Annotated in this window: 9 protein-coding genes; 3 read left to right on the top strand and 6 right to left on the bottom strand. The window is 71.7% G+C overall.

The window, feature by feature from the left end; all coding sequences use genetic code 11:
* Window positions 1–419 precede the first annotated feature (419 nt).
* The gene (locus ACIOGX_RS03520) at window positions 420–998 is read left to right on the top strand and encodes a hypothetical protein (RefSeq protein WP_401909921.1); all 579 of its coding nucleotides are present in this window, start codon (window positions 420–422) and stop codon (window positions 996–998) included.
* 36 nt (window positions 999–1,034) lie between these two features.
* On the opposite strand, the gene ACIOGX_RS03515 is transcribed toward ACIOGX_RS03520, so the two are convergent.
* The 3 genes from ACIOGX_RS03515 to ACIOGX_RS03505 form a co-directional block, all read right to left on the bottom strand.
* A complete protein-coding gene (locus ACIOGX_RS03515) occupies window positions 1,035–2,363 on the bottom strand; it encodes an NAD(P)/FAD-dependent oxidoreductase (RefSeq protein ID WP_401909919.1) in 1,329 nt (442 codons plus the stop codon).
* On the bottom strand, window positions 2,360–3,889 hold the full coding sequence (locus ACIOGX_RS03510; protein ID WP_401909916.1) for an FAD-dependent oxidoreductase: 1,530 nt from the start codon (window positions 3,887–3,889) through the stop codon (window positions 2,360–2,362). The genes ACIOGX_RS03515 and ACIOGX_RS03510 overlap by 4 nt, the downstream gene beginning before the upstream one ends.
* A 158-nt stretch (window positions 3,890–4,047) precedes the next feature.
* Window positions 4,048–5,532: an FGGY family carbohydrate kinase gene (locus tag ACIOGX_RS03505; RefSeq protein ID WP_401909913.1), complete on the bottom strand. Its 1,485-nt coding sequence runs from the start codon at window positions 5,530–5,532 to the stop codon at window positions 4,048–4,050.
* A gap of 653 nt (window positions 5,533–6,185) precedes the next feature.
* Here ACIOGX_RS03505 and ACIOGX_RS03500 point away from each other — a divergent pair.
* Both ACIOGX_RS03500 and ACIOGX_RS03495 read left to right on the top strand, forming a co-directional pair.
* Entirely contained in the window at window positions 6,186–7,193 is a 1,008-nt protein-coding gene (locus ACIOGX_RS03500; protein ID WP_401909910.1) for a hypothetical protein, read from the top strand.
* A gap of 97 nt (window positions 7,194–7,290) precedes the next feature.
* Window positions 7,291–8,820 (top strand): amino acid permease, encoded by a 1,530-nt coding sequence (locus ACIOGX_RS03495; RefSeq protein ID WP_356518653.1) that lies wholly within the window; start codon window positions 7,291–7,293, stop codon window positions 8,818–8,820.
* A 137-nt stretch (window positions 8,821–8,957) separates the two neighbouring features.
* Here the strand turns inward: ACIOGX_RS03495 and ACIOGX_RS03490 are convergent, their stop codons facing one another.
* The 3 genes from ACIOGX_RS03490 to ACIOGX_RS03480 form a co-directional block, all read right to left on the bottom strand.
* Complete coding sequence (locus ACIOGX_RS03490; RefSeq protein ID WP_401909906.1) at window positions 8,958–9,944, bottom strand: glycoside hydrolase family 75 protein; 987 nt, start codon at window positions 9,942–9,944, stop codon at window positions 8,958–8,960.
* Window positions 9,945–10,011: 67 nt separating this feature from the next.
* Window positions 10,012–10,506: an NUDIX domain-containing protein gene (locus tag ACIOGX_RS03485; RefSeq protein ID WP_356518655.1), complete on the bottom strand. Its 495-nt coding sequence runs from the start codon at window positions 10,504–10,506 to the stop codon at window positions 10,012–10,014.
* Window positions 10,507–10,845: 339 nt separating this feature from the next.
* Window positions 10,846–13,050 (bottom strand): discoidin domain-containing protein, encoded by a 2,205-nt coding sequence (locus ACIOGX_RS03480; protein ID WP_401909903.1) that lies wholly within the window; start codon window positions 13,048–13,050, stop codon window positions 10,846–10,848.
* Window positions 13,051–13,053: the final 3 nt, after the last annotated feature.

Raw genomic sequence — 13,053 nt, 5'->3', positions numbered from 1 at the left:
GGTCTCCCGAGTGCGAGCGCATCAACAAGCGCGCCGGGGACGGCCCCCTGGCTACTCCTTTATGGTTGACACCGGGCGTGGCCTGCGCGTGAACGACGTTCCAACGGCCAACACCGATCACCACACAGGGATCACCGCGTCGGGGAACCGTCGCCGCGCCCACAGTCGCAGGACCGGAGCCGGTCACTCAGCGTTCACTCTGCGGGGAAGGGTGGTCCGTGTTTCCCGTGGCCGTGCCTCCGGGCCCGCTCCCCGGCCCCGCTTCCGGTGGCCCCGCGCGAGCGGGCCGGTTGTCAGACCCCCGTGGGAGGGTGTTTCCCGGGCCGGTGATCCACCCCTGGACACCTGGATTTCCCGACGCCCAGCCCTGGTTGTCGCCGTGCGCTGGTTCCTGAGCCGACCTCTGAGGAGCTGTCATCATGACGGATCGTCCCGCCTCCGCCTCCGCCTCCGCCTCCGCACCCGCCGCGCAGGCGCTCGCCGAGTTGGCCGAGCTCCTCGCGCCCGGCCGCGCGGTCGTCGCCGAAGAGGCCCTGTTCGCGTACGACGACCCGGACGCCTATGTCCGTACGCACGCCGCGCGGCTTGATCGCCGCGGCATCGACGCGCCCATCGAGAACCTCGCGTGGATCGCGCTCGTCGACGCCCTCACCGCCCAGGGGCTGCTGGCCGAGGTCGACTGGAAGGAGGGCGGCGACGAGATCAGACGTCAGCTCCGGGGTCTCGAATCCCGTCCGACCGTCGACCCGTGGTCCCTCGCGGGCCCGGAGGACTCGGACGGTACGGACGGCACGGACGCGGAGCCGCTGGACACCGCCGCCTTCCTCAATGAGGCCGGCCGGCTTCATCTGGAACTCGGCGTGGCGCTCGCCGTCCTCGACATAGAGTCCGACTGCTACCCGCTGGTCTGCTTCCCGGCCCGGCGGGCGGGTGAGCTGACGCCGCTCGCCGGGCGCGCCGGTTTCTACGCGGCGGTCCTGGGGTCCGACGATCTCTGAGCCCGTACACGCGACGGGGCGGCGCCGCGGCCGGGCTCAGCCTGTGCTGATCACGACCGGGCCGCCGCCGGGATCGGCGCGGTCGATCCAGTCGGCGGAGGCGTACAGCGGGCGGTTCGGCACCGCGCCACGCCGTAGCCGTTCCCGGTGCAGCACCCGCCCGTCCTGGCTGACCAGGAGGAACGACAGCCGGTCGGCCGGGCGTGCCGTACGGAGCGTGAAGCGGCCCAGCGGCGGGCGCGGACCGCGTGGATCGATACGGTTCGGCGCGACCCACCGCAGGGGCGCGTCCACCTCCACCGGCAGCTGTCCGCCCGGCCAGGCGCCGTCCGCCAGATACCGCAGCACGGGCCCCGCGACGAGCCGGCCCTCCCGGGCGGCGGTGCTCGCGGGCTCGATGGCGTGCAGCAGATTACCGACGGCGAAGACGCCGGGCGCGGCCGTGCGGAACGCGGTGTCGACCGCCGGGCCCCGGGTGCCCCGGTCGAGGGTGATCCCGCCACGGCGGGCCAGCTCATGGTCGGGGATCCAGTCCCCGGTGAAGACGACGGTGTCGCAGCCGACGGTGGTCGTCCTGCCGTCGTCGTGCCGCAGCGCGACCCCGGTGAGCCGGCCCCGGCCGAGCAGTTCGGTGACGGTCGTGCCGGTGAGCAGCGGTACGCGGTGGCGCAGCCGGGATCCGAGCCCCGAGGCCCAGGAGGACTGGTGGTGCGGCTGTTCGGTGACCATCGCCGCGATCTCCACGCCCGCGCTCCGCAGGGTGCGCGCCGCGGAGTAGCCGACGGGCTCGGCCCCGATGACGACGGCCCGCAGCCCGATCCGCTGATGGTGCAGATGGACGGCCTGTTGCAGCTCGCCGGTGGTGAACACACCGGCCGGCCGTGTCCCCGGCACCAGCCGTGCGCCGCGCGGCCGTTCGCGCGCGCCGGTGGCGAGGACGACCGCCCCGGCCGAGAGGCTTTCCAGGCCCTCGGGTCCGGTGGTCTCCACGGTGAGCGGCCCGGGGCCGCCGGGGGAGACCTCGCGCCCGTGATGTCCCGCCCAGCCGGTGACGGAGACACCGGTGCGCAGCGTCGCTCCCGCGCCGGTCGCCAGATCGCGCCAGTGGCGGGCGTACGCGGGGCCGCTCATCGGACGGTGCAGATCACGCAGGCCGAACCCGGTGTGGAAGCAGTGGCGGGGGACGCCGCCGGCCTCCTCCTCGCGGTCGACGACCTCGACCGTACCGGCGCCCGAGGCGGCCAGCCGCTCGGCCGCGGCCAGACCCGCCGGGCCCGCGCCGACCACCAGCACATCGACCGAGCGCCGCTGCCGGCCGGGGCCGGGGCCCGAGGACATGGCATCCCGGTCCGATGTCGCGCTCATGGTCCGACCTCCGGCCGCTGGGATGGTTCGCCGTCATCGGACGGTCCTGGCGTGCCGGACGGTCCGGGCGTGCCGTACGTGCCGACCGCGCCCGGGGCTTCGGGGGCTTCGGCGGCCTCTGGAAGTTCGGCGTCGAGCAGGGCGCGTACGGTGGCGCCGCAGTAGAAGCCCTGGCACCGGCCGCCCCGGGCGCGGGTGCGCCGCCGCAGCCCCTCGGGCGAGCGGGGCGGGACGGTACTGGCGAGGGCGTCGCGGATCTCCCCGCGCGAGACCCGTTCGCAGTGGCAGACGATCCTGCCGTACTCCGGGTCCGCCGCGATCAGCTCGGCGCGCTCGTACGGTCGTGGCGACGCCTCGCCGATATTCGGCATCCGTACCGGTTCGAGCTCCCGTGCCGCGCCCAGGTCCCGGCCGGAGCCGGCGAGCAGCTCCACGACATGGGCGGCGATCGCCATGGACGCGGTCAGCCCGGTGGAGCGGATACCGCCCACCGTGATGTAGCGCTGCCCGGGATGGGAGCGGATGCGGTAGTCGTCCTCCTCGGTGGCGGCGCGCAGTCCCGCGTAGACGGCCGTCACCTCCTCGTCGAGCAGCTCCGGCATGATCCGTCCGCCCTTCTCCCGCAGGAAGTCCAGCCCCTCGGCCGTCGATCCGGTCGCCGTCTTGTCGTCCAGGTCCTCGGCGGTCGGGCCGAGCATCACATTGCCGTACACCGTGGGCGCCACCAGCACCCCCTTGCCGAGCGCGGTGGGCACCGGCAGCAGGATGTGCCGGACCAGATCGCGGGCGAACTTGTCGAAGACCATGAGCTGACCGCGCCGGGGGGTCACGGTGAAGTCCGTGTGGCCGAGCAGCCGGTCGACCTCGTCGGCGTACAGTCCGGCGGCGTTGATCAGCGTATGCGTCCGCAATACGCCGCGGCCGGTGGCCAGTTCATGCGCGGACTCGTCGCCCGGCAGCTCGGCGACGCCCTCCACCCGGCAGTTGAGGTGCAGATCCGCCCCGGCCCGTACGGCCTGGGTGGCGTACGCGAGCGTCGTCGTCCAGGGGCAGATGACGCTCTCGCCGGGGACTTCGAGCGCCCCGAGCGCGCCGGGGCCGAGACGCGGTTCACGGGAGTACAGCTCGTCCGCGTCCAGGATCCGTGTCTCGTGGTACTCATTGCGCCCGGCCTTCTCCGCCAGCCCGGGGAGCACGGCCAGTTGTTCCTCGTCCCACGCGACGAGCAGGGCGCCGAGCGGTTCGACGGGGATCCCCGTCAGCGCGGCGTACTCCGCGAGCCGCCGCTGTCCCTCGCGTACGAGCCGGGACTCCAGCGAACCGGGCACGGCGTCGAAACCGGTGTGCAGAATGGCCGTGTTGGCCTTCGACGTCCCGTCGCCGACATCGTCGGACGCCTCCACCAGCGCGATCCGCAGCGGATAGCGGGTCAGTTCACGGGCGATGGCCGTGCCGACCACTCCGGCGCCGATGACAGCGACGTCGTACACCTCGTCCGGCAGCGTGCCCGAGGTCGTGACAGTCATGGTGCTCCAGGTCCAGGCCGGGACGGAGGTCCGGGCCGCGGTTCGGTGGGCGTCGGTGCGCGGCGGTTCGGTTCGGATTCTCTTCGGTACGCGGCGATTGTCCCCGGTTCCCCTCGGTTCTCCCGCGGCCGGGGCCGTTCGTTCCGGACCGCCCTGCTTCAGGGCGGGGGAGTACGGTCGAGCAGCGCCGCCACCTCCGCGCGGAAGGCGCCCAGCCGCTCCGCCGCCTCGTCCCCGCCGATCCTCGGCTCGTAGACCGCGGCGGGCTTCCACTCCGGGATCACCTGCCGCAACGACTGCGCCGGGTCGAGGCCGAGGCGCGCGAGGGCGCCCACCCCCAGCGCCGTGACATCGGGCAGCGCCGACACCTCGACGGGCCGTTGCAGCAGATCGGCCTGGGTCTGCATCAGCAGTGCCGACCGGGTCAGACCGCCGTCCACCCGCAGGCTCGTCAGCGGTGTGCCGAGATCGGTGGCCACCGCGTCCGCCAGCTCCACGACCTGGGCGGCGATGCCCTCGCACAGCGCGCGTACGAGCTGCCCCGGACCGGTGTCCAGGCCGAGGCCGGTCATGGAGCCGCGCAGATCGCCGCGCCACCACGGCGCGGCGAGCCCCGCGAGCGCGGGTACGAAGGTCACGCCGCCGCTGTCCGGTACGGAGGAGCCGACCGTGTCGAGATCGGCGGCCCCCGAGATCACGCCGAGATCCGTCAGCCAGCGCACGGCGGACGCGGCCGTGTAGACCTGTCCGTCGAGGCAGTAGCTGGTCCGTCCGTCCAGCCGCCAGGCGACACAGCTGACCAGGCCCGACGTTCCCCGGCGCGGCAGGCCGCCGGTCTGCGCGAGCAGGAACGCGCCGGTGCCGTAGGTGCACTTGGCGGATCCCGGTTCGGTCACGTCCTGGGCGAGCAGCGCGGCCTGCTGGTCGACGAGCAGCCCGGTCAGCGGGATCTCGGCGCCGAACGCACCGGTGGTGCCGACCGGTCCCGCCGCGTCGACGACCCGGGGCAGCGCCTCGTCGGAGAGCCCGAAGATCTCCAGGGCCTCCGGAGACCAGTCGACCCGGTCGAGGTCGAGCAGCTGCGTGCGCCCGGCGGTGGCGGCGTCCGTCACGAACGCGCCGGTCAGCTGGTGGATCAGCCAGGAGTCGCTGGTGGTGACGGTGCCCTCGCGGGTCAGCTCGCGCCGGATCCAGGCCATCTTGGGGGCGGCGAAGTACGGGTCCAGCGGAAGTCCCGTCAGCTGCCTCAAGCGGTCGTCGTACGGCGTGAGTTCCCCGCAGAGCGGCTCGGCGCGGCGGTCCTGCCAGACGATCGCGTCGGTGAGCGGCGTACCCGTACCCGGATCCCAGGCGAGCACCGTCTCGCCCTGGTTGGCCAGACCGACGGCCGCGACCGGCTCCGCCGCGTCCGCCAGCGCCTGCCGCCCGGCGTCGAGTACGGAGCGGAGGAGGACGGCGGGATCGACCTCCACCAGTCCGCCGGAGCCGTAGCGGGGCGGCGCCGGGGCGGAACCCGTACCGATCACGCCTCGTTCGGGGCAGATGACCAGCGCCTTGGTGGACGAGGTCCCCTGGTCGACGGCGAGTACCGGCCGGGTGGTCGATCCGGCGCGAGGGCGGGGCGAGTGCTGGGCTGGCGGCATATCCCGTTCTTCGGTCGCGGAGGGGTACGAGGCCGCGTCGATCGCGGCGCGTCGTGATCGCTGAGCGAAAGCGTGATGCAGGTCAGAGCGGGCGTCAAGGGTTCTCTGGACCGTCCGTGCGCGGGTGCGGCGGCGCCTGGGCCCGGCGCTCCGGGAAATCGTCCGGGCACCGCGGCCGGGCGGGGTCCAACCTGCTTTGATCAACAGAGAGTTGCGAAAGATCAGCAAAGTGTTCGAGCCACGTCACTCTGCCCCCTACACTGATCGCCGCAGCGGCAGGTGGTGCTCTTCGGCTCTTCCTGACCTGCGGCACGTCAGGTCTGTGCCTTCTGCGACGACGCCGGATCGCTCCACCCCCCACCGTCCTAGAGGATCAATGACGAACATACTTTCAGCCAGGTGCCCCTTCGGCCGCGCCCGGCTCAGTACGTCCTGTAGGCAGCCCGCGACGGCCGGCGTCTCCCGGCCGCCGCGGTACGGGAGTTCCGGAATACCGGAACGGGGGAACGTCCGCCATCCCCAGGTCCCCGGTCCACCGGGGCCGGGAAGGGAGGGGCGATGCTAGTGCACCCCGCTCCGTGCGCCCTCCTCCGACGGCCGTCACCGTGGCTCGCCCGGCGGCCGTCCACGCGCGTGCGGACGGGGCCGAGTTGATGGCGAGCGACAACATGCGCCCCGTGTACCACCCGGCGGGCCACGACAACGAACTGCGCGCCGCGGTCCAGGATCTGCGTACCGGCCGCTGGGTCTCGATGCGCAACGTCCTTGCCGCGACGCCCGACTGGTCCCTGTGGACCCAGCGCACCCAGGTGCTCGCCGCCGTGGCCGCCGGTTCCGACGCCGTACGGGCATGGCTGTCCGAAGAGCCCAGGAGCGTCGCCGCGCACGTGATGCACACCCGGGTGCTCGTGGAGCGTGCCGTACGGGCCCATCGCGAGGGACACGCCCGCACGCAGGAGCTGTGGCAGCAGGCATGGGAGGCGTGCGGCAGCGCCGCGCGTCACGCTCCCGACGACCCGGTGCCCTGGGTGTGTCTGCTCGCCCTGTCCCAACTCGACGGCAGACAGCGGCTGGAGGAACACCGGCTGGCGCCGCCGGGGCCGATGCTCTTCCCCGGTCCCTGGGCCCTGCTCGCGGAGGCCGACAAGCGCGATCCGTACAACCGCGAGGCGTACCACCGCATGCTCCAGTTCGTCTACGCGCGGCGGGCCGACGGATCGCTCTCGGAGGCGGTCAACTTCGTCCAGTGGGCGGCCTCTTCGGCACCCGAGGGCTCGGCGCTGCACGTCATGCCGCTGTTCGTACGGGTGGAGCGCTACCGCCGGGAGAACGGGCACGAGAAGGCGCTCGACCTCCACTGGGTCACGGAGGACGCGACCCGTGACGCGCTGCGGGCGCTGGACCTGTGGTTCGACCACGCCGTGCTCGCCGAAGCCTCGCTGCTCGACCTCAACCATCTGGCGCACGGCCTGTGGGGATCGCTCCAATTCGAGCGAGGGGCCCGGGTGTTCGAGGCCCTGGGGCCTTACTACGCCTCCGTGCCGTGGGCGTATCGTACGCGCAGCCCCGGTGACGCCGGGCAGGCCGAGGACGTGTTCCTGCGCGCCCGCGGCCGGTGTCTCGCGGCGGCCCGCGACCAGCGGGACGGGCCGGGCGGCTGAGCGGCACCCGCCGCGGTGCCGCTCGTGTCCCGCTGTCCTCGGCAGCACATCCCCCAGCCGTCCCCCGATTCGTTGTTTCTCACCGGAGGTTCTTTCCATGTCCACTTCGCCACCGGCCTGGACGAAGGCCGGCCCCATGCCCCAGAAGGACGAAGAACAGCGGCTGCGCGAGCTCGGCTACCAGCCCGTCCTCGCCCGCCGCATGGGCGGGTTCGGCAACTTCGCCATCAGCTTCTCGGTCATCTCCATCCTGTCCGGCTGCATGACCCTGTACGGCTTCGGCATGGGCACCGGCGGCCCTTCGGTGATGCTCTGGGGCTGGGCGGGCGTCGGTCTGTTCGTGCTCTGCGTCGGCATGGCGCTGGCCGAGGTCACGAGCGCGTATCCGACCTCGGGCGCCCTTTACTACATGGCGGACCGGCTCGGCGGCCGTAAGTGGGGCTGGTACACGGGCTGGCTCAACCTGCTCGGACTGCTCGGCGCGATCGCGGGAATCGACTACGGAGCCGCGCTGTTCACCGGAGCCTTCCTCAACCTCCAGTTCGGCTTCAGCCCCACTCCTGGCTGGACCTTCGTCATCTTCCTGTGCATCCTTCTGCTGCACGCCGTGCTGAACCTGTTCGGGGTCAAGCTGGTCAGCGTGCTCAACTCGATCAGTGTGTGGTGGCATCTGGCCGGTGTCGCCATCATCGTCGGGGCCCTGGCGATCGTCCCCGACCACCACCAGTCGCCGTCGTTCGTCTTCACCGAGTTCGTCAATGACACCGGCTGGCAGAACCCGCTGTACGTGGCCGCGATCGGGCTGCTGCTCGCGCAGTACACCTTCTGCGGCTACGACGCCTCGGCCCATCTCTCGGAGGAGACCTCGAACGCGTCCGTCACCGCCGCGCGCGGGATCGTCCGGGCCATCTGGGTCTCCTGGATCGCCGGCTTCGCCCTGCTGGCCGGCCTCACCTTCGCCATCCAGGACTACGCGGGCGCCCAGAACAGCGACACCGGCGTGCCGCCCGCGCAGATCCTGATCGACGCGCTCGGTACGAGCGGTGCCACGGCGCTGCTGCTGCTCGTGATCGTGGCGCAGCTGTTCTGCGGCAACGCGGAGGTCGCGGCGGCCAGCCGGATGGTCTTCGCCTTCAGCCGTGACAACGCCCTGCCGGGCTCGGCGCTGTGGCGGCGCGTCAGCAGCCGTACCCAGACCCCGGTCCCCGCCGTCTGGCTGTCGGTCATCGTGGCGGGTGTGCTCGCGCTGCCGTCGCTGTACTCCACGACGGCGTACGGCGCGGTGACGGCCATCAACGTCATCGGTATCACCCCGGCGTACGCCATCCCCATCTTCCTGAAGCTGCGCGCCAAGGACCGCTTCGAGCCCGGACCGTGGACGCTCGGGCGCTGGAGCAAGCCGATCGGCTGGATAGCCGTGGTGTGGGTGGCCCTGGTCACCGTGCTCTTCTGCCTGCCCCAGTCGAACCCGGTGACGGTCGACTCGATGAACTACGCCGTGATCGCCCTGGCCGTGGTGCTGATCCTGGCGACCGCCTGGTGGTACATAGCCCGTGGTTCGTACAGCACGCCGCAGGCGTACGGCAACGCGCGCGAGCAGTCGGAGATCTCGGAAGGCATCGTCTGAGCCTTCTCCCGTCCGGCGGGACGCGGTGTGTGCGGCGGGGGTCCGGCCCGGGAGGGCGGGCCCCCGCCGCACGTGTGCGTGGTGCCCACGGGCAGGCCCGCGCCGTGAGCCGGGGTCCTGAAGCGGCCGCCGGCCCTTCAGTTGTCCCTGAGGAATTGTTTCGCCAGCTCGTCGCCGCGCCGCGCGATGGTCTCCTGGTCGTCCAGCCGGGAGAGCTCGGAGTCCTTGAAGACGATGTACGTCACTCCCGACGGGACCCCGCCGCCCGAGGGGTCGGGTGCGATTCCCAGCGCGCGTGCCGTCGCGTACGACGCCTCCCCGATGATTCCCGGCGGTCCGGTGTCGCCGACGACGGCGTACTCCACCTTGTCGCGGTGGATGACCGCCGCGACGGATCCGCCGCGGATGCCCGACGAGCGGAAGTTCCAGATGGAGCTGGAGAGGGGCACGACGATATACGGCAGCTCCTCCGGATTGAGCGCCCTGCCGTCGGACTGAAGGTACGCGGTGCTGTCCTGGTAGTAGGGGTCCGCCGCGGAGTTGCAGTGGGCCGTCGTCTGGCCGTCGCAGTCGATGTCCATGTCGGCCTTCCAGAAGACGGCGCCCTTGGCATCGCAGACGGGGATGGTGGGCGCAGTGCTCTCGCGGGTGCGGTACTGCCCGTTGGAGATCTGGTCGCAGCCGCCGGCCCTGGCCAGCAGAGCGGACGCCGTGACGGGTCCGTCCTCGGGGGATCCGTCGTGGCTGAACGATTCTCTGCCGGCGGGCGGCCCTGCCGCGGGCTTCGGCGCGCCGTGGCGATCGGGCGGTGCGGCGGCGGAGGGAGGGGCGGAGGACGGCGCCGAGGCGGAGGGGGCGGAGGCGGCCGGCGCGGAGAAGGACGGCGCGGAAGTGGACGGCGCGGAGGGCGACGGCGCGGAGGAGGCCGCTACGGAGAGGGACGATCGGAGGGCGCGGTACGCGGGGTCGACGGACGCGGAGTCGGGCGACGCGCGGGCGGGTGACGCGGGGGCGTGCGGCGCCTCGGCGGGCACGGCCAGGGCGGGGAGCACGGTCGCGGGGATGACCGCGGCGGCGAGCAGCGCCGTACTGGCGGCGGCGAAGACATGGGGGCGAGCGGGCACGGAGAAGATCCCTTTCCTGAATGAACCGGACCGGACGGCGCGCCTGGGCGGCACCCGGATGGCGGGGTCAGCGGCTGGACGGGGACGGCCTGTGGCCGCCGCCTATGCACTCGCTCAGCCGGTCGAGGAAGACCCGCTGCCCCGTCACCAGTGGCTCCACGGCGTTCTCCAGCGAGAACCAGGCGACACGGTCCAGCTCGGGGAATTCGCGCAGGACACCCGATCCTCTCGGCCACTCCATGGTGAAAGTGCCGGGCACGGCGAGGGCGGGGTCGAGATCCCCCTCTACGGCCCAGACCGTGACCGTCTTGCCACTCCGTTGCCGCGTCTCGCCGAGCGGGATCCACGGACCGTCGGGCGCCGGCAGGCCGAGTTCCTCCTGGAACTCACGGCGGGCGGCGTCCTCCGGCCGCTCGTCCGGTCCGTGCTCACCCTTGGGGACCGACCAGGCGGCGGCATCGCGGCCGGACCAGAACGGTCCGCCCATGTGCCCGAGGAGCACTTCGGTACCGGTGTCCGTCACCCGGTACACGAGGAGGCCCGCGCTCTGTTTGCCCGACATGCCGTCAGTCTGGGCACGGGTGCGTAACGGTGCATTCCGGGCATCAGCTGTCTGTGCGGGTTTCGCTCGCGTCTTCGATGCCGGCGTTCCGTGCCCGGCTTCGCGGACAGCCCGTGGGCAGCGGGGTCTTCGGCGCATCATCGAGCGCGTCACGGGGAGCCGCAGCTTTACGGTGTGCCGCCCGGCCGATCGTATGAATGGTTGCGCCGTACGAGGGCGGCGCACCCGGTCGGTGCACGGCACCGGCCCGCCGGTCGGGTAACGGAAGGGCCCGGCCCCGGCGCACACCGCGCACCGGAGCCGGGCCCCGTCATGCGGGACGCCGTACCGTCGAATCTCCTACGGGAACGAGGTCACCGTCGACGGAACCGTCGAGGTTCCCGAGGTGGGTGACCCGATGCTGTTGATCACATGGTTGTACTGGCCCATACCGCCGAGCGAGACGACCAGGAGATCGTGGAACCTCACTCCGGGTTTGACCGGCGCCTGGAAGCCGTGATCCTGCTGGATGGTCGAGTCCGAGGTGTAGTTGCAGTAGCTGCCCATACCCCAGCCCTCGTGGTTGTTGACGGTATCGGCGACCTTGTAGGCGGCGTAGCCCTTGATGGCGCCGTTCTGGATGGCGGCCTGGTTGGGGGCGTCGTACGCCTTCTCGTTCTGGAAGAAGATCGTCCTGCCGTTCTCGCCGTACCACTCCACGTCGTACTTGTTGAAGTGCTCGACGAAGAGCCCCGTGGCCAGCACGTCGTCGCCGTTGACCCGGATACCGTAATCCGCGCGGTTGGTCTCCCAGCCGACACCGGCGCCGTGATCGGCACGCCAGACCCAGGTGTGGTCGATGATCGTGTCGTCGCTGTTGACCACCATGCTGGTGGTGGCCTTGCCGGGGCCGGCGCCGCCGATCCTGATGAACACGTCCTGCACGGTGGTCGGATTGGCGGAGTGGTCCGCGGACGCGCCCTGCGGGCCGACCTCCAGAAGCGTCGGGGAGTTCACCGGACCCGCGTCGATCAGGAACCCGGCCAGCTTCACCCCGTCCACATCGGCGACCTTCATCGCGGTCACCCCGTTGTCCGGGACGATCGTGGCGAGCCCGAGTCCCAGCACGACGGTGTTGGCGCGGTTCACGTTGATCGGCTGGTCGACGTGGTAGATGCCGGGCGTGAACAGCAGGTTGAGCCCCTGCGCGAGCGCCTGATTGATCGTCGCGGCGGTCGCGCCCGGCTTGACGACATAGAACTGGTCGAGCGGCAGCGACTGGCCCTGCGGCGCGCCATTGCCCCAGGTGGTGCCGCGCGCGTTGGTGCGCTTGGCGGGCACGAACACCTTGTAGGCGTTCCCGTCGAGGTAGAGGAAGGGCTTCTCGCGGGAGACGGGGGTGTTGTTGAGGGTGGTGTAGGGCGGGTTGGGGAAGCTCTGGGCGGGGGCGCCCTCGACACCGGAGAAGGTCATGTTCCAGACGCCGTTGGTCCAGCCGCCGACGGAGCTGTCGCGGGTGTACCACTGCTGCTGGGAGTAGGGGCCGACGGTGCCGTCGATACGGCTGTCGGCGATGTAGCCGCCGCTGGCCCAGCCGTAGCCGTTGGGCGCGAGGTTGAGGCCGCCCTTGACGTGCATACGGCGGAAGGGCGCGGCCTGGGCGACGGCCCAGCGGTTGGTGCCGTTGACGGGGTTGAGGGCGAGGTTCTCGGCGGAGCGCCAGAAGTTCTGGGTGGCGTTGCCGTTGAACCAGCCGGCGTCCACGGTCACATCACCGTTGAAGGTGGTGTCGTCGGGCGAGAGCCCGAGGCCGGAGATCGAGGTGTAGAAGCCGAGCTGGGCGTTGATGTTGTTGTACGTGCCGGGCTTGAACAGCAGCTGGTAGCGGCCCGAGCCGAACTGCGCCGATTCCTGCCGGCGGAAGATCTCGTCCAGCCTGCCCTGGATATTGGGCGTCGACGGATCGAAGACCACCACGTTCGGCCCCAGATCACCACCGCCCGGGAGCGGGTCCCCGCCGCCGGAGGTGCCGCCGAAGACCTGGAACTCCCAGAGCGAGTAGCCCCACTGGGTGGCGCGCGCGGTGCCGTACACCCGCACGTAGCGGGCGTTGCCCGAGACATTGAGCGTCTCCGTGCCGCCGGGCCCGGTGGTGGTGGAGTACGCGGTGGTCCAGTTCGTGCCGTTGGCCGAGAACTCGATCCGGTACGCCGTGGCGTACGCGGTCTCCCAGCGCAGAACGATCTGGCTGACGGCGGCGGTGGCGCCGAGGTCGACCTGGATCCACTGCGGATCGGACGCGGCGCTCGACCAGCGGGTCCCGTTGTCGCCGTCGACGGCTCCGGTGGCGGGGGTGCCGCCGTTCTCCTGGCTGGAGGCGGTCACGGGCTTGCCCTGGGAGAGCAGGGTGGGCGCGGCCTGGGCGGAGGTGTCGGGGATGAGGAGTAACAGGGAGGCGATCAGGGTGGCCGCGAGCGAGGCGGCGAGCCCTCGTCTGCTCGCGGGGCGCCGGCGTGCGGGCGAGGGTCTGCGGAACACCGGTGAAGCGAGCGGAGGAGCGTGCATGGG

This window comes from Streptomyces sp. NPDC088147, from assembly GCF_044741565.1.
Classification (GTDB): Bacteria; Actinomycetota; Actinomycetes; order Streptomycetales; family Streptomycetaceae; genus Streptomyces.
The sequence above is the reverse complement of the archived record's forward strand: the minus strand, read 5'-3'. Positions and strand labels throughout refer to the sequence as shown.